27 protein-coding genes and 1 tRNA gene are annotated in these 21,315 nt (G+C 58.2%); 19 read left to right on the top strand and 9 right to left on the bottom strand.

The features are described 5' to 3' along the window. Positions 1-19 precede the first annotated feature (19 nt). From WBR57_RS18440 to csrA, 3 genes are all read right to left on the bottom strand, one after another. On the bottom strand, positions 20-316 hold the full coding sequence (locus tag WBR57_RS18440; protein WP_424085351.1) for a hypothetical protein: 297 nt from the start codon (positions 314-316) through the stop codon (positions 20-22). A 94-nt stretch (positions 317-410) separates the two neighbouring features. After that, complete coding sequence (locus tag WBR57_RS18435; protein ID WP_424085349.1) at positions 411-662, bottom strand: hypothetical protein; 252 nt, start codon at positions 660-662, stop codon at positions 411-413. 206 nt (positions 663-868) lie between these two features. Further along, positions 869-1,063 carry a carbon storage regulator CsrA gene (gene csrA / locus WBR57_RS18430; protein ID WP_027604095.1) on the bottom strand — a complete coding sequence of 65 codons (195 nt, stop codon included), beginning with the start codon at positions 1,061-1,063 and terminating at the stop codon, positions 869-871. Positions 1,064-1,310: 247 nt separating this feature from the next. On the opposite strand from csrA, the gene WBR57_RS18425 reads away from it, so the two are divergent. Further along, positions 1,311-1,691: an SPOR domain-containing protein gene (locus WBR57_RS18425; protein WP_122539377.1), complete on the top strand. Its 381-nt coding sequence runs from the start codon at positions 1,311-1,313 to the stop codon at positions 1,689-1,691. 30 nt (positions 1,692-1,721) lie between these two features. Here the strand turns inward: WBR57_RS18425 and WBR57_RS18420 are convergent, their stop codons facing one another. From WBR57_RS18420 to WBR57_RS18410, 3 genes are all read right to left on the bottom strand, one after another. After that, a complete protein-coding gene (locus WBR57_RS18420; RefSeq protein ID WP_424085346.1) occupies positions 1,722-2,411 on the bottom strand; it encodes an endonuclease in 690 nt (229 codons plus the stop codon). Between the two features lie 4 nt (positions 2,412-2,415). Then, on the bottom strand, positions 2,416-2,667 hold the full coding sequence (locus WBR57_RS18415) for a DUF1654 domain-containing protein (protein WP_424085344.1): 252 nt from the start codon (positions 2,665-2,667) through the stop codon (positions 2,416-2,418). Between the two features lie 190 nt (positions 2,668-2,857). After that, positions 2,858-3,946: an asparaginase gene (locus WBR57_RS18410; protein ID WP_056861272.1), complete on the bottom strand. Its 1,089-nt coding sequence runs from the start codon at positions 3,944-3,946 to the stop codon at positions 2,858-2,860. A gap of 480 nt (positions 3,947-4,426) precedes the next feature. Here WBR57_RS18410 and WBR57_RS18405 point away from each other — a divergent pair, with 480 nt between their 5' ends. The 7 genes from WBR57_RS18405 to WBR57_RS18375 are packed head-to-tail and all read left to right on the top strand — an operon-like array spanning position 4,427 to position 11,392. Further along, positions 4,427-5,386 carry a sugar ABC transporter substrate-binding protein gene (locus tag WBR57_RS18405; RefSeq protein WP_424085342.1) on the top strand — a complete coding sequence of 320 codons (960 nt, stop codon included), beginning with the start codon at positions 4,427-4,429 and terminating at the stop codon, positions 5,384-5,386. Positions 5,387-5,443: 57 nt separating this feature from the next. After that, positions 5,444-6,997 carry a sugar ABC transporter ATP-binding protein gene (locus tag WBR57_RS18400; protein WP_424085340.1) on the top strand — a complete coding sequence of 518 codons (1,554 nt, stop codon included), beginning with the start codon at positions 5,444-5,446 and terminating at the stop codon, positions 6,995-6,997. Beyond that, positions 6,994-7,971, top strand: coding sequence for an ABC transporter permease (locus WBR57_RS18395; protein ID WP_424085337.1), 978 nt, complete (start codon positions 6,994-6,996; stop codon positions 7,969-7,971). Before WBR57_RS18400 ends, WBR57_RS18395 begins: the two co-directional genes overlap by 4 nt. 3 nt (positions 7,972-7,974) lie before the next feature. Continuing rightward, on the top strand, positions 7,975-8,997 hold the full coding sequence (locus WBR57_RS18390) for a LacI family DNA-binding transcriptional regulator (RefSeq protein ID WP_424085335.1): 1,023 nt from the start codon (positions 7,975-7,977) through the stop codon (positions 8,995-8,997). 23 nt (positions 8,998-9,020) lie between these two features. Then, on the top strand, positions 9,021-9,938 hold the full coding sequence (rbsK, locus tag WBR57_RS18385) for a ribokinase (RefSeq protein ID WP_424085333.1): 918 nt from the start codon (positions 9,021-9,023) through the stop codon (positions 9,936-9,938). After that, on the top strand, positions 9,935-10,339 hold the full coding sequence (gene rbsD / locus WBR57_RS18380) for a D-ribose pyranase (protein ID WP_304630413.1): 405 nt from the start codon (positions 9,935-9,937) through the stop codon (positions 10,337-10,339). Before rbsK ends, rbsD begins: the two co-directional genes overlap by 4 nt. A 24-nt stretch (positions 10,340-10,363) precedes the next feature. Continuing rightward, the gene (locus WBR57_RS18375; protein ID WP_424085331.1) at positions 10,364-11,392 is read left to right on the top strand and encodes a nucleoside hydrolase; all 1,029 of its coding nucleotides are present in this window, start codon (positions 10,364-10,366) and stop codon (positions 11,390-11,392) included. A 33-nt stretch (positions 11,393-11,425) separates the two neighbouring features. On the opposite strand, the gene WBR57_RS18370 is transcribed toward WBR57_RS18375, so the two are convergent. Next, a complete protein-coding gene (locus tag WBR57_RS18370; RefSeq protein ID WP_424085329.1) occupies positions 11,426-11,638 on the bottom strand; it encodes a hypothetical protein in 213 nt (70 codons plus the stop codon). Positions 11,639-11,810: 172 nt separating this feature from the next. Between WBR57_RS18370 and WBR57_RS18365 the strand changes: the two genes are divergently transcribed. Further along, entirely contained in the window at positions 11,811-12,119 is a 309-nt protein-coding gene (locus WBR57_RS18365; protein WP_424085327.1) for a hypothetical protein, read from the top strand. A gap of 144 nt (positions 12,120-12,263) precedes the next feature. Continuing rightward, positions 12,264-12,584: an I78 family peptidase inhibitor gene (locus WBR57_RS18360; RefSeq protein WP_159958681.1), complete on the top strand. Its 321-nt coding sequence runs from the start codon at positions 12,264-12,266 to the stop codon at positions 12,582-12,584. A gap of 73 nt (positions 12,585-12,657) precedes the next feature. Here the strand turns inward: WBR57_RS18360 and WBR57_RS18355 are convergent, their stop codons facing one another. Together WBR57_RS18355 and WBR57_RS18350 are read right to left on the bottom strand one after the other, a co-directional pair. Next, positions 12,658-12,870 (bottom strand): cold-shock protein, encoded by a 213-nt coding sequence (locus tag WBR57_RS18355; RefSeq protein WP_003234260.1) that lies wholly within the window; start codon positions 12,868-12,870, stop codon positions 12,658-12,660. Positions 12,871-13,159: 289 nt separating this feature from the next. Continuing rightward, positions 13,160-13,474, bottom strand: coding sequence for a hypothetical protein (locus WBR57_RS18350; RefSeq protein ID WP_424085324.1), 315 nt, complete (start codon positions 13,472-13,474; stop codon positions 13,160-13,162). Between the two features lie 366 nt (positions 13,475-13,840). Here WBR57_RS18350 and thrS point away from each other — a divergent pair, with 366 nt between their 5' ends. From thrS to WBR57_RS18305, 9 genes are all read left to right on the top strand, one after another. Then, positions 13,841-15,763 carry a threonine--tRNA ligase gene (thrS, locus tag WBR57_RS18345; protein WP_116626444.1) on the top strand — a complete coding sequence of 641 codons (1,923 nt, stop codon included), beginning with the start codon at positions 13,841-13,843 and terminating at the stop codon, positions 15,761-15,763. After that, positions 15,763-16,314 (top strand): translation initiation factor IF-3, encoded by a 552-nt coding sequence (gene infC / locus WBR57_RS18340; RefSeq protein WP_205900002.1) that lies wholly within the window; start codon positions 15,763-15,765, stop codon positions 16,312-16,314. The genes thrS and infC overlap by 1 nt, the downstream gene beginning before the upstream one ends. A 59-nt stretch (positions 16,315-16,373) precedes the next feature. Further along, on the top strand, positions 16,374-16,568 hold the full coding sequence (rpmI, locus tag WBR57_RS18335) for a 50S ribosomal protein L35 (RefSeq protein ID WP_002553160.1): 195 nt from the start codon (positions 16,374-16,376) through the stop codon (positions 16,566-16,568). Between the two features lie 28 nt (positions 16,569-16,596). Next, positions 16,597-16,953, top strand: a complete 357-nt coding sequence (gene rplT, locus WBR57_RS18330; RefSeq protein ID WP_053257052.1) for a 50S ribosomal protein L20 — start codon at positions 16,597-16,599, stop codon at positions 16,951-16,953. Positions 16,954-17,062: 109 nt separating this feature from the next. Next, entirely contained in the window at positions 17,063-18,079 is a 1,017-nt protein-coding gene (gene pheS, locus WBR57_RS18325; protein ID WP_424085321.1) for a phenylalanine--tRNA ligase subunit alpha, read from the top strand. Positions 18,080-18,105: 26 nt separating this feature from the next. After that, complete coding sequence (gene pheT, locus WBR57_RS18320) at positions 18,106-20,484, top strand: phenylalanine--tRNA ligase subunit beta (protein WP_424085319.1); 2,379 nt, start codon at positions 18,106-18,108, stop codon at positions 20,482-20,484. 3 nt (positions 20,485-20,487) lie between these two features. Next, complete coding sequence (ihfA, locus tag WBR57_RS18315; RefSeq protein WP_002553164.1) at positions 20,488-20,790, top strand: integration host factor subunit alpha; 303 nt, start codon at positions 20,488-20,490, stop codon at positions 20,788-20,790. Then, positions 20,771-21,127 carry a MerR family transcriptional regulator gene (locus WBR57_RS18310; protein WP_003219935.1) on the top strand — a complete coding sequence of 119 codons (357 nt, stop codon included), beginning with the start codon at positions 20,771-20,773 and terminating at the stop codon, positions 21,125-21,127. The genes ihfA and WBR57_RS18310 overlap by 20 nt, the downstream gene beginning before the upstream one ends. Positions 21,128-21,217: 90 nt before the next feature. Beyond that, a tRNA-Pro gene (locus tag WBR57_RS18305) sits at positions 21,218-21,294 on the top strand. The last annotated feature ends 21 nt before the right edge of the window (positions 21,295-21,315 follow it).

Raw genomic sequence — 21,315 nt, 5'->3', positions numbered from 1 at the left:
TACGGAAAGGCCGAGCCCGTTACCGGTCTCGGCCTTGTTCGCAGTTGGCGGCGGCAGGCGGCGGCTGCATCCGATCATTTCTCATTGCCTGGCGTGACAGCACCATCTCCCTGAGGACTTCATTGGCCAGCCGGGCAATTGCCTCGGCGCCGCGATAATGCGCGCGCACGATTCCGGTGATTGCGAAATGGTCGGTTTCCGGGCCGCTGAGCACGGCCGAAAGAGTGCCGTCGGCGTGCAATGTGCAGGTGACTTTATAGCTGGGCAGACGCGCTGCCAGTGCCGATTCGATCTGGGATTTGGTCAGTGTATCCATCTGTTTGCGCACCTTTCAGTGACCGTGCAGACCAAAGCATAGGCCGTGTTGCGCGCCTGTAAATACCGGTGATCTGATCGCAGCTCGTTGGCCATCAGCGAGCAGTTTTGTGCACGCTGTGTTGGCACATTTTGCGCTGCACGGCCTTCTGGATCGGCTTGAGGCAGAACATGAACAAGTAGCCGCACAATAGCAGCACGAGGTCCGGCCAAGAGTGGGGGGCGGCGGGATCATCGCCTGCGATTTCAAGCCTCAGGCCATATTCCAGGCCGATGAAGGCCAGTCCGATCAGCAAGGCGATCGTCCAGGAAATGGAGAAATAGGGCTGCGTGGTGGTAGGCCTCATCGACGTGCTCCCGAGTGCACACGGCTGGCAAAGTGTCAGTAGATGATTCGGCTGTGATTGGCGCGACAAGTTCCGGGCGCGAGAATAGTTTCATCTTGTGGCAAAGATGAATGCATCGGCGCGTTGGTACGGGGTAATGAAGGGGGAATTCGAAGGGGTCTTCGCCAGCCGTTACAGTGAACGAAAAGGCTGGCTACTGAGGTGCTTCAAGGCGTCTGGTTTTTGTCCGGGGCGGACAGGCCAGCCTGGATGCGCTGGTAGATCTCCTCGCGATGCACGGCAACATCCTTGGGTGCGTTGATGCCGATTCGTACTTGCTGGCCGCTGACGCCCAGGATGGTGATCGTGATGTCATCACCGATGTTTATGCTTTCACCGACTTTGCGGGTGAGTATAAGCATGGACTTCTCCTTGATTACTTTTAAGGACACATGTTTCAGACAGGGCAGATGTCGGATGTGTGTAGCTTACTGCTAAGCGCTTCCCTGTGACTGCCTCTTTTAGGACGCATAGAGGCGACATTAATTCCCATGGCGGCATCATACAGGTCTGCGATACATCATTCGCATTGTTTAAGCCAACGTTTATGACGGCCAGAATAGACAGTGAATGATAAAGTCGCCTCTTTATCATTAAAGGAGCAGGGCAGTGCGTAAAGTAGCGATGGCAATTGCGGTGTTGGCATTGGCCGGTTGCGGTGAAGGCAAAAGCGTCGATGCCCCCAAGGCCAAGCCTGCCGTGACCGAAAGCCAGCCACAGACCGGTGCGATTGCAGCTCAGGAATGGGATGTGCGGGTGGGGCCGCCGGACCATAAGTTACAAGCGATTACCGACCTCACGGCTTGGTTGCTGGAACATGGTTTCAATTTTTATATTGTGAAGGTCGACGGCAAGGACGACGTACTGTTGGGCCCGTTCGCAACCAAGGCTGAAGCCGAGGCCAAACAGGCGCAACTTACCGAAAAACTGGCGCGCGCGAAGAAAACCGATACAGAGTCGCAGGTCATCGAGCACACAGCTGCGCAATAGCGGCCGGATGGGCGGGATTCCCGCCCACTTTCAACTACAGGCCTTCAAGTTCACCGGGCCGACAAATTCATTGCCGCGTCCCATCACACACGCCACGGTCTGGTTGCGCTGGCGCTCCCAGGCTTGCACCGGGTAGGTCTTGTTCCAGGCTTCGTATAGCTGGCGGTCCTGTTTCGACAGGCGCAAGCCGTATTGCTTGCTCATGTAGAAATAGGTACGCGCGATCATTCCGCGGATTGAAGGGCGTGGCATGACCTTCTTGGCCTTGAAATCGACCTGGGTCAGGCACGAACCGTACTGCCCGCTCTGCACCGGCAGCCAGCCAAAACTGAAGTTGTTACGGTCACCGTTGACCTCGCCAATGCTCGGCACCAGGTTGTGCAGGTCAGCTTCGGCGCGTTTGAACACGTCGTCATGGCGCGTACAGTTCTTGCGCCCGCCGTTCTGCCAGCACTGGCGCTGGTGGCCGATCTGCCAGGCCGGAACAATGTGCTCCCACTCGATGCGCGCGGCGCGGTTGGCGTTTTTGCGCGGGATATAGCCGCAGGCTTTCAGGTCGACGCGGTTGCCGGTGTATTTGCAGCCACAATAGAATTCGGTGGATTGTGGGGCGTAGAGCGTCCAGGCAACTTTCTTGGCCTCGCTGAAAGTGCGAGGCGCCTGGGCATGGGCAGTGACGGCAAAAAGCAGGCAACACACAGCGATAAAACGGGCACTCATTGAATCAATCTTCCTTTGGTACAACCCAGAAAATCTGCACGCCGCCATCGTCCCGATAGGCGAGGGTGACGTTGTCGTTTTCCGCGATTTCTTCCAACAAGCGCGCCCACTCTTCCTCTGGCTCGTCCGGCAAACGGAAGATCAGGGCTGACTTGGCTTTCTGAGCGTTGGTCGAATTGATGATCTTTTGCACGCGAACGGCCAGGCGTGCATAGGCATCAGGCGGGGTTTGCGCTGCGGAAGAGGACTTTGCCACGGAATATTCCTTAGTGTGCTGTACGCACATACAGTATTTAACTGTGAGTGATTTCGCAACTGCTTAAATTTCAAGAGGTTCGTCTTACAGCGTTTCAGGACGTTTGGTGTAAGACGCAGGCGGGGTAGGGGAGGGTTTTGCGGGGAGGACAGGGGCGGAAAATCCGCCCCTGCCGAGGTGTCACCAGGAATCAGTATTCCCAGAACATCCGTTGCAACTCTTTGCTGTCTTGGGTCTTGGTCAGGGCGACCATAGCCAGGATGCGGGCTTTTTGCGGGTTCAGGTCATGCGCGGCGACCCAGTCGTACTTGTCGTCTGGTTGTTCGGCATTACGCAGAACGAAACCGCCGGCATTCACGTGGGAAGAACGAATGATCTGCACGCCTTGCTTGCGCAGTTCCTGCAGGGCAGGCACGACCTTGGAAGACACCGAACCATTGCCGGTGCCGGCATGGATGATGGCTTTGGCGCCAGCCTGGGCCAGGGCCTTCACGGCGGTGTCGCTGACGTTGCCGTAACCGTAGGCAATTTCAACGTCCGGCAGGCTCTTGATGGTCTTGATGTCGAATTCGGAATCCATGGTATGGCGCTTGGCAGGTAGGCGGAACCAGTAGGATTTGCCTTCAACCACCATGCCCAACGGACCCCAAGGGCTCTTGAACGCTTCGGTCTTGATGTTGATCATTTTGCTGACGTCGCGACCCGACTGGATCTCGTCGTTCATGGTCACCAGCACGCCTTTGCCACGTGCGTCCTTGCTGCCGGCCACGGCCACGGCGTTGTACAGGTTGAGCATGCCGTCTGCCGACATCGCGGTGCCTGGACGCATGGAGCCGACCACCACGATTGGCTTGTCGGTTTTTTCCACCAGGTTCAGGAAATAAGCGGTTTCTTCCAGGGTGTCGGTACCGTGGGTGATCACGATGCCGTCCACGTCCTTGCTGTCGGCCAGTTCCGCGACGCGGCGGCCCAGTTGCAGCAGGTTTTCGTTGTTGATGCTTTCGGACGCAATTTGCATCACTTGCTCGCCGCGTACATTGGCGATCTGGCTAAGCTCAGGAACACCGGCGATCAATTGCTCGATACCGACTTTGGCCGCCTGGTAGGTGGCGCTGTTGGCTGCGCTGGCACCAGCGCCGGCAATGGTGCCGCCGGTGGCAAGAATCACCACGTTGGACAGTTTGGTCTTGGTTTCAACTTCCTTGGCCTGGGCGGCTACGGGAAACAGCAGCAGGAGGGCTAACGCGCCCGGAACAAAAGTCTTCAGTGCAGATTTCATTATTTTTCTCTCTGGTTTTTGATGAGTGCTGTAGCAGGTTCATCCAGAACACCCGGGCGGTTCTGTACGCCTCGAGGTGCTGAGAAAGAGCAGGATTTGTACCAAGCCGATGGTTGTGTTGTTTATAAATTAGCTCATTGATTTAAAACAACTTTTACGAGCCTTTCAGTGTGTTTGTATAAGTGTCTGTCCGGCTTTCCGAACGGATGAGTAATTTTTCGTTCGGTTGTCCGAAAACTCTGACAGGCGTTCTGCGCGGGACGTACGCCGTAGGCGTAAAAGCCTGTCGTTTCAGAGAACGACCGGGCGAAGGCAATGTTTAATCACGTGGAAGGCCGCTGCTGAATGGCTTGGATGAAAGGCTGTTTTCTACCGTTGACAAATCTCGGCAACGTTCTCATAGTTCGATTAACGCAAACGTTTGCGAGATGTTTCACAAAGCAAGCGTTGCTTACAATAATCATAAGATCGGAGTACACCATGAAGCTGCCATTTGCAGGACGTCTTCTTGCTGTCGCTGTGCTTGCTGCCGCATCCGCCGCTTTGCCTCTTTCCTCTGCCTTCGCAGATGACGCTGCCGCCAAACCCAAGGTCGGCCTGGTCATGAAGTCCCTTGCCAATGAATTTTTCGTGACCATGCAAGACGGCGCCAAGGCCTATCAAAAAGACCACGCCGCCGATTTCGACATGATCACCAACGGCATCAAGAACGAAACCGATACCAGCGCGCAGATCGATATCGTCAATCAGATGATTCTGGCCAAGGTCAACGCCATCGTCATCGCACCCGCCGACTCCAAGGCGCTGGTGACCGTATTGAAGAAAGCCTCGGATGCCGGCATCAAGGTGGTCAACATCGACAATCGCCTGGACCCGGATGTACTCAAAGGCAAAAACCTCGATATTCCCTTCGTCGGCCCCGACAACCGCAAAGGTGCCAAGCTGGTGGGCGACTACCTCGCCAAGCAACTGACCGCGGGTGACAAAGTCGGCATCATCGAAGGCGTACCGACCACCACCAATGCTCAGCAGCGCACCGCAGGCTACAAGGACGCGATGGACGCGGCCGGCATGAAAATCGTCTCTACCCAGTCCGGTAACTGGGAAATCGACCAGGGCCAGAAAGTCGCTTCCGCGATGCTCAGCGAATACCCGGACCTCAAGGCACTGTTGGCCGGTAACGACAACATGGCCCTGGGCGCTGTCTCCGCCGTGCGTGCGGCGGGCAAGGCCGGCAAGGTGATCGTGGTGGGCTATGACAATATCGAAGCGATCAAGCCAATGCTCAAAGACGGCCGCGTCCTGGCGACCGCCGACCAGGCTGCTGCCCAGCAAGCCGTATTCGGTATCCAGAATGCGCTCAAGCTGGTCAAGGGTGAGAAAGTCGATGCCAAAGATGGTGTGATCGAAACCCCGGTCGAACTCGTCCTCAAGCAGTAATCCCGGCAGCACCCAACAGCGCCCACTCGTCCTGAGCGGGCGCCTGGAGATCTTCCTATGTCATCTTCCGCCCCGAACGCTGTCCTCTCGGTCAGCGGTATCGGCAAGACCTATGCCCAACCGGTTCTGTCCGACATCACCCTGACGCTCAATCGCGGGGAAGTGCTGGCACTGACCGGCGAAAACGGCGCAGGCAAAAGTACCTTGTCGAAGATCATTGGCGGGCTGGTCACGCCGACCACCGGGCACATGCAATTCAATGGGCAGGATTACCGCCCAGCCAGCCGCACTCAAGCTGAAGAGCTGGGCGTGCGCATGGTCATGCAGGAACTCAATCTGCTACCGACGCTGACCGTGGCCGAAAACCTGTTCCTGGATAACTTGCCCAGCCACGGTGGCTGGATCAGCCGCAAGCAACTGCGCAAATCCGCGATCGAAGCCATGGCCCAGGTCGGCCTGGACGCCATCGACCCGGACACGCTGGTCGGCAGCCTGGGTATCGGGCATCAGCAAATGGTCGAGATCGCCCGCAACCTGATCGGCGACTGCCATGTACTGATCCTCGACGAACCCACGGCGATGCTCACTGCGCGTGAAGTCGAGATGCTGTTTGAGCAAATCACCCGCCTGCAGGCTCGCGGCGTGGCGATCATTTATATTTCACACCGGCTCGAAGAGCTCGCGCGTGTCGCCCAGCGCATTGCGGTACTGCGCGATGGCAAGCTGGTGTGCGTCGAGCCGATGGCCAACTACAACAGCGAGCAATTGGTGACCTTGATGGTCGGTCGCGAGCTGGGCGAGCAGATCGACCTGGGCCCGCGCACCCTTGGCGGCCCGGCCCTGACGGTCAAGGGCCTGACCCGCTCGGACAAGGTCCGCGACGTCTCCTTTGAAGTGCGTGCCGGTGAAATCTACGGCATTTCCGGCCTGATCGGTGCGGGTCGTACGGAGTTATTGCGCCTGATTTTCGGCGCCGACCCGGCCGACAGCGGCACCGTGGCCCTGGGTTCGCCGGCCAAGGTGGTGAGCATTCGCTCGCCGGTTGACGCCGTAGGCCACGGCATCGCGCTGATCACCGAGGACCGCAAGGGCGAAGGCCTGCTGCTGACCCAGTCGATCAGTGCCAATATCGCCCTGGGCAACATGCCGGAAATTTCCGGCGGCGGTGTAGTCAACAGCCGCGACGAAACCGCGTTGGCCAAGCGCCAGATCGACGCCATGCGCATTCGCAGCTCCAGCCCGGCGCAACTGGTGTCGGAGCTGTCGGGCGGTAACCAGCAGAAAGTCGTGATTGGCCGTTGGCTGGAGCGTGACTGCTCGGTGATGCTGTTCGATGAACCCACCCGTGGCATCGACGTCGGGGCCAAGTTCGACATTTATGCCTTGCTCGGCGATTTGACCCGCCAGGGCAAAGCGCTGGTGGTGGTGTCCAGCGACCTGCGCGAACTCATGCTGATCTGCGACCGTATCGGCGTGTTGTCTGCCGGGCGCCTGATCGAGACCTTCGAGCGCGACAGCTGGACCCAGGACGAATTGCTCGCCGCCGCCTTTGCCGGCTATCAGAAACGTGATGCGCTGCTCAATGACGCAGTGCTTAGGGATACCCCATGAAAACAACAATTTCCCCCGGTAAAACTGGCGGCAACTTCTATGGCCTGGGCACCTACCTGGGGCTGGCGGGTGCGTTGCTGGCGATGATTGCGCTGTTCTCGGTGCTCAGCGATCACTTCCTGTCCTACGACACCTTCAGCACCCTGGCCAACCAGATCCCGGACCTGATGGTGCTGGCGGTGGGCATGACCTTCATCCTGATTATCGGCGGCATCGACCTGTCGGTGGGTTCGGTACTGGCCCTGGCAGCCTCCGCGGTCAGCGTGGCGATTCTCGGCTGGGGCTGGAGCGTATTGCCGGCAGCCTTGCTCGGCATGGGGTGTGCGGCGCTGGCCGGGACCCTCACTGGCTCAATCACCGTGGCCTGGCGGATTCCGTCGTTTATCGTGTCCCTGGGCGTGCTGGAAATGGCCCGCGGCGTGGCGTACCAGATGACCGGCTCGCGCACGGCCTACATCGGTGATTCGTTTGCCTGGCTGTCCAACCCGATTGCCTTTGGTATTTCGCCGTCGTTCATCATCGCGTTGCTGGTGATCATCGCTGCTCAGCTGGTGTTGACGCGTACCGTCTTCGGCCGTTACCTGATCGGCATTGGCACCAACGAAGAGGCTGTGCGCCTGGCCGGGATCAATCCCAAGCCTTACAAAATCCTGGTGTTCAGCCTGATGGGGCTGCTGGCCGGCGTGGCGGCCTTGTTCCAGATTTCGCGCCTGGAGGCGGCGGACCCGAATGCCGGCTCCGGCCTTGAGCTGCAAGTGATTGCGGCGGTGGTGATCGGCGGCACCAGCCTGATGGGTGGACGTGGCTCGGTCATCAGCACGTTTTTCGGGGTGTTGATTATTTCGGTATTGGCCGCCGGCCTGGCACAGATCGGTGCCACGGAACCCACAAAACGCATCATCACTGGTGCCGTGATCGTGATTGCCGTGGTCCTCGATACCTACCGCAGCCAGCGCGCCAGTCGTCGGGGCTGACCCATGGCAACGATCAAGGATGTAGCGGCGCTTGCAGGTATTTCCTACACCACGGTGTCGCATGTGGTGAACAAGACGCGCCCGGTGAGCGAGCCGGTACGGATCAAAGTCGAAGCGGCAATCAAGCAGCTCGACTACGTGCCCAGCGCGGTTGCGCGTTCGCTCAAGGCCAAGACCACGGCCACCATCGGCCTGTTGGTGCCCAACAGCCTCAACCCGTATTTTGCGGAGTTGGCCCGTGGCATCGAAGATTATTGCGAGCGCAATGGCTACTGCGTGATCCTCTGCAACTCGGATGACAACGCGGAAAAACAGCGCAGTTATTTGCGCGTGTTGCTGGAAAAACGCATCGATGGTTTGATCGTGACCTCGGTGGGCGGTGACGACAGTGGCCTTGCCGCCGGCTTGAGCGCGGTGCGCACGCCCATGGTCATCGTCGACCGCGCACTGGACGGCATTGACGTCGACCTGGTGCGCATCGACCACGAGGAGGGCGCCTACCTGGCGACCCGCCACCTGCTCGAACTGGGCCACCGGGATATCGCCTGCATCGGCGGTCCCAGCCATACCCGCGTGGCGCAAATGCGTCTGGCGGGTTATCACCGCGCGTTGCGTGAGGCGGGTGTGGAGGTGACGGCCAATCGTATCCAGGAAAGTGATTTCACCAGCACGGGCGGTTATTCGGCAGCGGTGAAGCTGTTGTCGGAAAACCCGCCCAGTGCGATTTTCGCGAGTAACGACATGATAGGTTTCGGCGTGTTGCGCGCAGCGGCCGAGCGCAACATCCGTGTGCCCGGCGAGCTGTCGGTGATCGGTTTTGATGACATTCAAATGGGCCGCTATGTGTACCCGGCGCTGACCACGGTCGGGCAGTCGATCGTGCAGCTGGGCGAGACGGCGGCTGAGCTTTTATTGCGACGAATTGCTAAACCCCAACTGCCGATCGATCAGCGCATCGTGACGCCGAGCATTGTGTTGCGTGAGTCGACAGCGCCCGTCGCCGGTACGTTCGCCCAGTACCGCTGAACCGAATTGATGAGTATTGATGTATGCCAGCAAAAGTAGTGGTAGTAGGCAGCTTGAACATGGACCTGGTCACCCGCGCCAGCCGGCTGCCGCGTGCCGGTGAAACCCTGATCGGCCAGACGTTCTCCACCGTGCCTGGCGGCAAAGGCGCCAACCAGGCCGTGGCGTCGGCGCGACTAGGGGCTGATGTCTCGATGATCGGCTGCGTTGGCACCGATGCATACGGCACCCAATTGCGTGACGCGTTGTTGGTAGAAGGCATCGACTGCCAGGCCGTCAGGCGTGTGGACGGTTCCAGCGGCGTGGCGTTGATCGTAGTGGATGACAGCAGCCAGAACGCAATCGTGATCGTCGCCGGCAGCAATGGCGAGCTGACGCCAGCCTCGCTGCAAGCATTTGACGCGGTGTTGCAGGCCGCCGATGTGATCGTCTGTCAGCTCGAAGTACCGCTGGCTACCGTGGGCTATGCCCTTGCACGCGGTCGTGAGTTGGGCAAGACGGTGATCCTCAACCCCGCCCCGGCCAGCGCGCCGCTGCCGGCCGAATGGTATGCCTCGATTGACTACCTGATCCCCAACGAAAGCGAAGCCGGCGCACTGACTGGCGTGGCGGTCGACTCCCTCGACAGCGCCAAGGCCGCTGCCTTGCAGCTGATTCAGGCGGGCGCGGGCAAAGTCATCATCACCCTGGGTTCGCAGGGCGCACTGTTCACCGACGGCCAGGTGTTTGAGCACCTGGTTGCACCGAAGGTCAAGGCGGTGGACACCACTGCGGCCGGCGATACGTTTGTCGGCGGGTTTGCCGCGGCACTCGCTAATGGCAAAGGCGAAGCCGAGGCGATTCGGTTTGGCCAGGTAGCGGCCGCGCTGTCAGTCACCCGCGCGGGTGCGCAACCCTCTATTCCTACGCTGCACGACGTACAAGGTTTTGTGCCCTCATGAAAAAGACCCCACTGCTCAATATTGCCCTGTCGCGTGTGATCGCGTCCCTGGGCCACGGCGACATTCTGGTGATCGGCGATGCGGGTTTGCCGGTGCCGCCGGGCGTCGAGCTGATCGACCTGGCGCTGACCCAGGGTATTCCTGACTTCATCAGCACTTTGCGCATTGTGCTCAGCGAAATGCAGGTGGAAAGCCATGTGCTGGCCGAAGAAATCCTGCTCAAGCAGCCACCGGCCCTGAGCGAGCTGAACACCCTCACCGAACAGGCGGCCCTGGGCGAACGGCGCCTGGTCAGCCATGAAGAATTCAAACAGCTCAGCCGCAAGGCGCGCGCTGTGGTGCGCACCGGCGAATGCCAGCCTTACTGCAACATCGCGCTGGTGTCCGGCGTAACGTTCTAGAATCCCAACGACAAGGAGTGTTTTATGCAACGTGGTCTCCCAACTTTGAAAAACCTGTTTCGGAGTGTTCTGCTTTTGTCCGCGCTCACTGCTGCAAGCGCCCACGCGGCGGAAAAAATCGACCTGATCATCGACACCGACCCGGGTGCCGACGACGTGGTGGCGCTGCTGTTCGCCATGGCTTCCCCGCAAGAGTTGAACATCCGCGCGCTGACCACCGTCGCCGGCAACGTGCGCCTGGACAAGACCTCGCGTAATGCACGCCTGGCCCGCGAGTGGGCAGGGCGCGAGGACATCCCGGTGTACGCCGGTGCCCCGGCGCCGATCCTGCGCACGCCGATCTATGCCGAGAACATCCACGGCAAGGAAGGGATTTCCGGCGTCACCGTGCATGAGCCGAAAAAGGGCCTGGCTGACGGCAATGCCGTTGACTACCTGATCAAGACCCTGAGCACCGCCAAGCCTCATAGCATCACGATTGCCATGCTCGGCCCGCAAACCAACCTGGCGCTGGCATTGACCCAGGCGCCGGAAATCACCCAGGGCATCAAGGAAGTGGTGGTGATGGGCGGGGCGCACTTCAATGGCGGCAATATCACGCCGGTTGCCGAGTTCAACCTGTTCGCCGACCCGATTGCCGCCGAGATCGTGCTCAAGAGCGGAGTAAAGCTGACCTACCTGCCGTTGGACGTGACCCACAAAGTCCTGACCAGTGACGCGCGACTGAAGCAGATCGCCGACATCAAGAACAATGCAAGCAAGGTGGTTGGCGATATTCTGAATGAGTACGTCAAGGGCGACATGGAGCACTACGGCATCCCGGGTGGCCCGGTGCATGACGCGACCGTCGTTGCCTACCTGCTCAAGCCTTCGCTGTTCAGTGGGCGTGAAGTCAACGTGGTGGTGGACAGCCGTGAAGGCCCGACCTTCGGCCAGACCATCGTCGATTGGTACGACGGCCTGAAGCAACCGAAGAACGCGTTCTGGGTTGAAAACGGCGACGCCCAGGGCTTCTTCGATCTGCTGACCGAGCGCCTGGCGCGTCTGAAGTAATGTGTGTTCCGGTCGGCGCTCGCCGGCCGGCGCTTATTCGCGCTCGGGGTCGTGTGCCCCCATGTGGTCGGCCGGGTATTTCTCGAATATCTGGCCGATGAATGCGTGCGCCGCCTGGGTGCCCAGTTCCTTGACCAGCAGGTCGATACCGATGATCGCCAATTCCTCAGGGCTTCCGGGGCTGTAGGAGCTCTGCCCTTGGGGCCATTTGGCTTTGATGTCGGCTTGGATCGTTACGGTGGTCATGGACGTCTCACGGGGCTGAAATAAACTGGGCAATGCGCTGCAACGCGGTTCTTACCAGGGCAGTTAACCATTTTGCACTGCGTTTGGCACTTCTACTTAGGCATGAGGTATTTCTGCATGGGGGAAATGCTGTGCGACACTGTGCCCGTGTTTAATTGCCGGGGACTCCCGCGTGCAGATCGATTTGAACAACCCCGAGAACCTGACGCTGGCCGCGGTGCGCCAACTGATCGCAAGTGCCAGTGACGACGAACATACCCAATTGCGCGTGACCAGAGACGGAATCGCCTACATTTCGTCCGGGCCTGCAGTGGGTGGGGTGGATATTGATGGGCTGTTGTTTCGCCTGGAAACCTGGGCCAAGGGCTCTGGTTATGTAGGGAATGTGGCTGCCAGCGATGAGGTCTGGGTCAGGCAGATTTTTAATGCGCTGCAGCAGAACTGGCCGAAGCCGCCTTTCGACTACATCGATATCTACTGATTGCGTTCATATCTGGTCACGATTGACCGGACGATTGCCTGTCGAGAGTCAGGCAGACTTGCCCTGCGGCGGTTTACGTCTTGAAACCAATCCGCCAGATCGCTGTCGCACGATCTCTGTCCATTTTTTATCATAGGAGGCTTCATGCCTTGGAAGCTCGCATCATTTGGTACTTTGTTGGCAGCACTCGCGTTGGCGGGTTGCAGCACCCCGGGTGCCTCTGAGCCAGCCAAAGACGCCGCCGTGACCGATGCCGGTCATAGCCGCTGTGAGTCGAAGGCCGCTGAATTCGCGATCGGCCAGAAAGCCTCGCCCCAACTGCTGGAACAGGCGCGTACCCGTGCCGGTGCGCAAAACGCACGGATTCTCAAGCCTAACGACATGATCACCCTGGAATACCGCTCCGACCGCCTGAACCTGAACACCGATGACAACCTGGTGATCACGCGGGTCAACTGCGGCTGATAGCCGACGCGCTTTTGCACCGCCCATAAAAAACCCCGTCACATGGACGGGGTTTTTTTAGCTCAGCGGAGAATTACTCGCCGCGAACCTGTGCAGCTTGCATACCCTTTTGGCCTTTCTCAGCCACGAAGGAAACGGTTTGGCCTTCTTTCAGGCTTTTGAAACCGTCGCTTTCGATAGCTTTGAAGTGTACGAACAGGTCGTCACCGCCACCTTGAGGAGTGATGAAGCCGAAGCCTTTTTCATCGTTGAACCATTTAACGGTGCCGGTTTGGCGATTAGACATGGTGTATCTCCAAGAAACATATATTTTCAGTAGTGCTGTGCTGCTCAGGCCAACTGGGCACACCGGGCTATCATAGTCGAAATGTTCGGCTTGGGAGCCCCCCCAAGGCATTGTTTGCTAATCAATAGCGTTGCGTTTAGTGCTTTGTTCGGCTGAAAGCCCCGATTTACGGGGCTTTCGCACGAAATATCGGCTGGTAAAAAAAGCTGTAAAAGCTGCTTATTTTGTGAGAAATGGCAGTTTTCAGGCTGTTTTTTCAGCAAAACGGCCGCCTGATCAGGCGCTGTTCTTACTTTTTCTTCACGACTTTGCAGGACGAAATTGCCGCCACCGCTTTGTTTTTCAGCTCTTGGCTGGCGTTCTGGTTGGTCATCAGTTCTTTGATTTCCGCAGTGCTCAGCTCAGCGTTAATCTTGTCGGCGCCACATTCGCAATGGGCTTTGGCGGTTTTGGCATCTACGTTCTGGCTGGCGGCCGCGCTGCAGTCGCTGACAAAGCTGTCACGGGCACCGGCCGGCCAGTTGGAAGGGGCAGCAGCCTGCGCGCCGAGGGAAAGGAGGCTCAGGGTAGCGGCGAGAGCGAGGGTAGAGGTAAAACGCATCATGGGATGCTCCTTTGGGTCGAAGACGAACGGCAATTCTCAGTGGGTTTGAGGCGTTGCGTACAGCTCAAGTTCACTTTTGCAGCTATAAAGGCTGGAATTTGCGTGTGCACCCATTGGCAGCGGCGCGATGACCGTTCATCTGTGCTAGCATCTTGCGCTTGGCTTGTTCCGGGCGCGCCATTTGCCGCCTTGCCAGGTTCTTTTTAGCTCACTCCAGTCACTCTGGTTCGATTATCGGTTGGCCGAAAGGCTCCTGCCGCTGTAAGGCAGGCGTTCATCACTGAACGGCCTGGTGTTGGATCTTGTACTGGCTCATCCCAACCCACGTGACCTTTGGTAGGGGTCACCACTAGGAGAGGAGGCGCCATGCCAACTATTACTCTTCCCGACGGCAGTCAACGTTCATTCGATCACTCGGTTTCCGTAGCCGAGGTCGCCGCATCCATTGGTGCCGGCCTGGCCAAGGCCACCGTCGCCGGTAAGGTCGACGGCAAGCTGGTTGATGCCAGCGACCTGATCACCTCCGATGCCAGCCTGCAAATCATCACGCCCAAGGATCAAGAGGGGCTGGAGATCATTCGCCACTCTTGCGCGCACCTGATTGGCCATGCGGTCAAGCAGCTGTACCCCACCGCGAAAATGGTGATCGGCCCGGTTATCGACGAAGGCTTCTATTACGACATCGCCTACGAGCGTCCTTTCACGCCGGACGACCTGGCGGCCATCGAGCAGCGCATGCACGCGTTGATCGAGAAAGATTACGACGTGATCAAGAAGGTCACGCCGCGTGCCGAAGTGATCGACGTGTTTACCGCCCGTGGCGAAGACTACAAGCTGCGCCTGGTGGAAGACATGCCGGACGAGCAGGCCATGGGCCTGTATTACCACGAAGAATATGTCGACATGTGCCGTGGCCCGCACGTGCCAAATACACGCTTTCTCAAGTCGTTCAAGCTGACCAAGCTGTCCGGTGCCTATTGGCGCGGTGACGCTAAGAACGAACAGCTGCAGCGGATCTACGGCACTGCCTGGGCTGACAAGAAGCAGCTGGCGGCCTACATCCAGCGCATCGAAGAAGCCGAAAAACGCGACCATCGCAAGATCGGCAAGCGCCTGAACCTGTTCCACCTCCAGGAAGAAGCGCCGGGCATGGTGTTCTGGCACCCGAACGGCTGGACCCTGTACCAGGTGCTCGAGCAGTACATGCGCAAGGTTCAGCGTGACAACGGCTACCTGGAGATCAAGACTCCGCAGGTTGTTGACCGCAGCCTATGGGAGAAATCCGGGCACTGGGCCAACTACGCCGACAACATGTTCACCACTCAGTCGGAAAACCGCGACTACGCCATCAAGCCAATGAACTGCCCGTGCCATGTGCAGGTGTTCAACCAGGGCCTGAAGAGCTACCGCGAGTTGCCGATGCGCCTGGCCGAGTTCGGTGCCTGCCACCGTAATGAGCCATCGGGTGCGCTGCACGGCATCATGCGCGTGCGCGGCTTTACTCAGGATGACGCGCACATCTTCTGCACCGAAGAGCAGATGCAGGCTGAATCCGCTGCGTTCATCAAGCTGACCATGGACGTGTATCGCGATTTCGGTTTCACCGACGTCGAAATGAAGCTGTCCACTCGTCCGGAAAAACGCGTCGGTTCCGACGAGCTGTGGGATCGCGCCGAAGCTGCACTGGCCGCAGCGCTAGACAGTGCGGGCCTTGCGTACGATCTGCAACCGGGTGAGGGCGCCTTCTACGGGCCTAAAATCGAGTTTTCGCTGAAAGATTGTCTTGGTCGTGTCTGGCAATGTGGTACTTTGCAGCTCGATTTTAACCTGCCGATCCGTCTGGGAGCCGAATACGTCTCCGAAGACAACAGCCGTAAACACCCGGTTATGCTGCACCGGGCGATCCTCGGCTCGTTCGAACGGTTCGTCGGGATCCTGATCGAGCACTACGAGGGTGCATTCCCTGCGTGGCTTGCTCCGACCCAGGCAGTGATCATGAATATCACTGATAAACAGGCCGATTTTGCTGCTGAAGTTGAAAAAACTCTCAACGAAAGCGGATTTCGTGCCAAGTCCGACTTGAGAAATGAAAAGATCGGCTTTAAAATCCGCGAGCATACTTTGCTCAAGGTTCCCTATCTTTTGGTTATCGGAGATCGGGAAGTCGAGATGCAGACTGTCGCTGTGCGTACTCGTGAAGGTGCTGACCTGGGCTCGATGCCCGTCGCCCAGTTCGCTGAGTTCCTCGCGCAAGCGGTTTCCCGGCGTGGTCGCCCAGATTCGGAGTAATTATTATTAAGCGTGAAATGAGACAAGATAAACGAGCTGCACCGAAAGCCCCGATCAACGAGAATATCTCGGCACGCGAGGTTCGGTTAATTGGCGCTGACGGCGAGCAGATTGGCATCGTCTCGATTGATGAAGCGCTTCGTATTGCAGAAGAGTCCAAATTGGACCTGGTGGAAATCTCCGCCGATGCAATCCCACCCGTTTGCCGGGTGATGGACTACGGCAAGTCGATCTTCGAAAAGAAGAAGCAGATTGCCGCGGCGAAGAAGAACCAGAAGCAGATTCAAGTAAAAGAAATCAAGTTTCGTCCAGGGACGGAGGAAGGGGATTACCAGGTAAAACTGCGCAACCTGGTACGTTTCCTGAGTGATGGGGACAGGGCCAAGGTATCCTTGCGATTCCGCGGCCGTGAGATGGCCCACCAGGAGCTGGGGATGGAACTCCTCAAGCGGGTTGAAGGTGACCTGCTGGAGTACGGTTCTGTCGAGCAGCATCCTAAGATGGAAGGACGCCAGCTTATTATGGTCATCGCCCCGAAAAAGAAGAAGTAATCAACAGGGCACGGCAGGCCTTCTGATTATGTTTATCAACTGAATGCGGAGTACCGAACATGCCAAAGATGAAAACTAAAAGTGGTGCTGCTAAGCGGTTTCTGAAAACTGCTAACGGTATCAAGCACAAGCACGCTTTCAAGAGCCACATCCTGACCAAAATGTCGACCAAGCGTAAGCGTCAACTGCGCGGTAGCAGCTTGCTGCACCCGTCTGACGTGGCAAAAGTCGAGCGCATGCTGCGCCTTCGTTAATTTTAGTCAAGAATAGAGGAAGTAACTCATGGCTCGTGTAAAGCGTGGCGTCATTGCCCGTAAACGTCACAAAAAAATTCTGAAACTTGCTAAAGGCTACTACGGCGCGCGTTCACGCGTATTCCGTGTTGCCAAGCAAGCGGTAATCAAGGCAGGCCAATACGCCTACCGTGACCGTCGTCAGAAAAAACGTCAGTTCCGCGCTCTGTGGATCGCTCGTATCAACGCTGGTGCACGTGTTAACGGTCTGTCCTACAGCCGTTTCATCGCTGGCCTGAAAAAAGCGTCCATCGAAATCGACCGTAAGGTTCTGGCTGAACTGGCCGTGAACGATAAAGCGGTGTTTGCTGCGATTGTCGAGAAAGCTAAAGCCACCTTGGCTTAAGTACCCCCGACAGTCACCCTGGATTGCTCCTGTAGCCCAGGGTGGTAAACGTCATAAATAGGGGAAGAGCCTTCAAGCTCTTCCCCTATTTTGTATCTGGAGTCTGTACATGGAAAACCTGGACGCGCTCGTTGCCCAAGCCCTTGAGGCTGTGCAAAGCGCTGAAGATATCAATGCCCTGGAGCAAATCCGGGTTCACTACCTTGGCAAAAAGGGTGAATTGACTCAGGTGATGAAGACCCTGGGGAATTTGCCGGCTGAAGAGCGTCCGCAAGTCGGTGCGCTGATCAACGTGGCCAAGGAGCGCGTCACAGAGGTGCTCAATGCGCGTAAGGCGACGATGGAGGAGGCCGATCTTGCGGCCAAAATCGCCGCCGAGTCCATTGACGTCACCTTGCCTGGCCGTGGCCAGGCCTCGGGCGGTCTGCATCCGATCACCCGGACTCTGGAACGTATCGAGCAGTTCTTCACCCACATTGGCTACGGCATTGCCGAAGGCCCAGAGGTCGAAGACGACTATCACAACTTCGAGGCGCTCAACATCCCAGGCCATCACCCGGCCCGGTCGATGCACGACACCTTCTATTTCAACGCAAACATGCTGTTGCGCACCCATACCTCGCCGGTACAGGTCCGCACCATGGAAGCGAACAAGCCGCCGATCCGCATTGTCTGCCCAGGCCGTGTGTACCGTAGCGACTCGGATATCACCCACTCGCCGATGTTCCACCAGGTCGAAGGCCTGCTGGTGGATCGCGATATCAACTTCGCCGACCTCAAAGGCACCATCGAAGAGTTCCTGCGGGTGTTCTTCGAAAAAGAGCTGGCGGTGCGCTTCCGTCCTTCGTTCTTCCCGTTCACCGAGCCATCCGCTGAAGTCGACATGGAATGCGTGATGTGCAGCGGTAAAGGCTGCCGCGTCTGCAAGCAGACCGGCTGGCTGGAAGTAATGGGCTGCGGCATGGTTCACCCTAACGTGCTGCGCATGTCCGGTATCGATCCTGAAGAGTTCTCGGGCTTTGCCTTCGGCATGGGCGTTGAGCGTCTGGCCATGCTGCGTTACGGCGTGAATGACTTGCGTCTGTTCTTCGACAACGACTTGCGGTTCCTCGCGCAATTTCGCTAGTCGTAACGAATCTTTAGGAGAGCAGGATGAAATTCAGTGAACAATGGCTGCGTGGCTGGGTAAGCCCGCAGGTAGATCGCGACGAGCTGGTTGCTCGTCTGTCGATGGCCGGCCTTGAGGTCGATAGCGTCACGCCGGCCGCCGGTGTTTTCAGCGGCGTGGTGGTGGGCGAGGTGCTGAGCACCGAGCAGCATCCCGATGCCGACAAATTGCGTGTGTGCCAGGTCAGCAACGGCGCGGAAACTTTCCAGGTCGTGTGCGGAGCGCCAAACGTGCGTCCGGGCCTGAAGATTCCATTCGCCATGATCGGCGCCGAACTGCCGGGCGACTTCAAGATCAAGAAGGCCAAGCTGCGTGGCGTTGAGTCCAACGGCATGCTGTGCTCCCAGGCTGAGCTGCAGGTAGGCGAGGGCAACGATGGCCTCATGGAGCTGCCGGCCGACGCGCCGGTGGGCCAGGACATTCGCGTCTACCTGGAACTCGAAGACGCCAGCATCGAGGTCGACCTGACCCCGAACCGTGGCGACTGCCTGTCCCTGGCGGGTTTGGCTCGTGAAGTGGGCGCCTTGTACAACGCCCCTGTCACCCGTCCAGTGGTTGCCCCTGTGGCTGCGGTGCATGATGAAGTGCGGCCGATCGAAGTGTTGGCGCCCAATGCCTGCCCGCGTTACCTGGGTCGTGTGATCCGTAACGTCGACCTGTCCAAACCAACTCCGCTGTGGATGGTCGAGCGTCTGCGTCGCGCCGACGTACGCAGCATCGATGCTGCCGTCGACATCACCAACTACGTGATGCTTGAGCTTGGCCAACCGCTGCACGCGTTTGACCTCGCCGAAATCAACGGCGGCATCCGCGTACGCATGGCCGAAGAAGGTGAGAAGCTGGTGCTGCTCGATGGCCAGGAAGTCAGCCTGCGCGCCGACACTCTGGTGATCGCCGACCATTCCCGCGCCCTGGCGATTGCTGGCGTAATGGGTGGCGAGTACAGCGGCGTGTCTGCGACCACGCGTGACGTGTTCCTCGAAAGTGCGTTCTTCGACCAGATCGCCATCGCCGGCAAGGCCCGTTCCTACGGCCTGCACACCGATGCCTCACACCGCTACGAGCGCGGTGTGGATTGGAAGCTTGCCCGTGAAGCCATGGAACGTGCCACTGGCCTGCTGCTGGACATCACCGGTGGTGAAGCCGGCCCGATCACCGAAACCGTCAACGAGCAGCACTTGCCGTCCATTGCGCCGATTACGCTGCGCGCCAAAAGCGTCGAACAGATGCTTGGTCTGGTCATTGAACCGGCTGAAATCGAGCAATTGCTGTCGGCCCTCGGTCTGGGGATTACTACCAGTGGGGAAGGGCAATGGCGCGTTGAAGTGCCAAGCCATCGCTTCGATATCAGCCTGGAAGTCGACCTGATCGAGGAGCTGGCCCGCCTGTACGGTTACAACCGCCTGCCAGTTCGTTACCCGCAAGCGCGCCTGGCACCGCAACCCAAGGCTGAGGCGCGTGCGCACCTGCCTGAGCTGCGCCGTCTGCTGGTTGGCCGTGGCTATCAGGAAGCGGTGACGTACAGCTTCATCGATCCGAAGCAATTCGAACTGTTCAATCCGGGCGTCGAGCCGCTGTTGCTGGCCAACCCGATTTCCAATGACATGGCGGCGATGCGTTCGTCGCTGTGGCCAGGTCTGGTGAAAGCCCTTTCCCACAACCTGAACCGCCAGCAAGATCGCGTGCGCATGTTCGAAAGCGGTCTGCGTTTTGTCGGTCAGATGGATGGCTTGAAGCAAGAGCCGATGCTGGCTGGCGTGGTGTGCGGTAGCCGTTTGCCGGAAGGGTGGGCGCAGGGCCGCGATGCCGTGGATTTCTTCGACGTTAAAGCTGACGTGGAAGCGGTCCTGGGCTTTGCCGGTGCACTGGATGCATTCACCTTCTTGCCAGGTAGCCACCCAGCGTTGCACCCAGGCCAGACTGCACGCATCGAGCGCGAAGGGCGCTTGGTAGGTTTTGTCGGCGCTATTCACCCGGAGCTGTCGAAAACCTTGGGCCTGGACCGTCCGGTCTTTGTATTCGAACTGGTCCTGGCTGAAGTGGCTTCGGGCAAAATGCCTAAATTCAGCGAGTTGTCGCGCTTCCCTGAAGTGCGTCGTGACCTGGCGTTGATCGCTGATCGTGAAGTGCCCGCCACTGCTGTTCTGGATGTAATCCGTGAAAATGCAGGGGAATGGCTGACAGACCTCAGGCTATTTGACGTTTATCAGGGTAAAGGCATTGATCCGCATAGAAAAAGCCTTGCAGTTGGCTTGACCTGGCAGCATCCATCGCGCACTCTTAATGACGATGAGGTGAATACCACGACACAAAATATCCTCACCTCGCTCGAACAAAGGTTGAACGCCACGTTAAGGAAGTGACGTATGGGGGCTTTGACGAAAGCTGAGATGGCGGAACGTCTGTACGAAGAGTTGGGTCTGAACAAGCGCGAGGCCAAGGAATTGGTCGAGCTGTTTTTTGAAGAAATCAGGCACGCTCTGGAAGACAATGAGCAGGTCAAATTGTCCGGTTTCGGCAATTTTGACCTGCGGGACAAACGCCAGCGGCCTGGCCGCAATCCAAAAACGGGAGAAGAAATCCCGATCACGGCTCGCCGTGTGGTCACCTTTCGTCCAGGGCAGAAGTTGAAGGCCCGAGTTGAGGCTTATGCTGGAACCAAGTCATAACGACGAGCTACCCGTCATCCCAGGCAAGCGCTACTTCACCATTGGTGAAGTCAGCGAGCTGTGTGCGGTCAAGCCGCACGTGCTGCGCTATTGGGAGCAGGAGTTTCCTCAACTCAACCCCGTCAAACGCACCGGGAACCGTCGGTATTATCAGCGCCAGGATGTGCTGATGATCCGACAGATCCGCGCGTTGCTCTATGATCAGGGGTTCACCATCAGCGGCGCGCGCCAGCGCATGTCCGGTGATGAAGCCAAAGACGACACTACCCAATACAAGCAAATGATCCGCCAGATGATCTCCGAGCTCGAAGACGTGTTGGTGGTTTTGAAGAAGTGATTCAGGCTTTTAAAATACTTCCACATTTCAAAAGCTTGCGGTATATTCCTGATCGCTTCGTTGCGAAGCAAACCCAGTAACACGCCTAGTCGGGGCGTAGCGCAGTCCGGTAGCGCACTAGCATGGGGTGCTAGGGGTCGAGTGTTCGAATCACTCCGTCCCGACCATATTATTCAATGACTTAGCCG

Origin of the sequence: Pseudomonas sp., from assembly GCF_049590575.1 — a bacterium.
GTDB lineage: Bacteria > Pseudomonadota > Gammaproteobacteria > Pseudomonadales > Pseudomonadaceae > Aquipseudomonas.
This window is presented reverse-complemented; position numbering and strand designations above follow the sequence as displayed.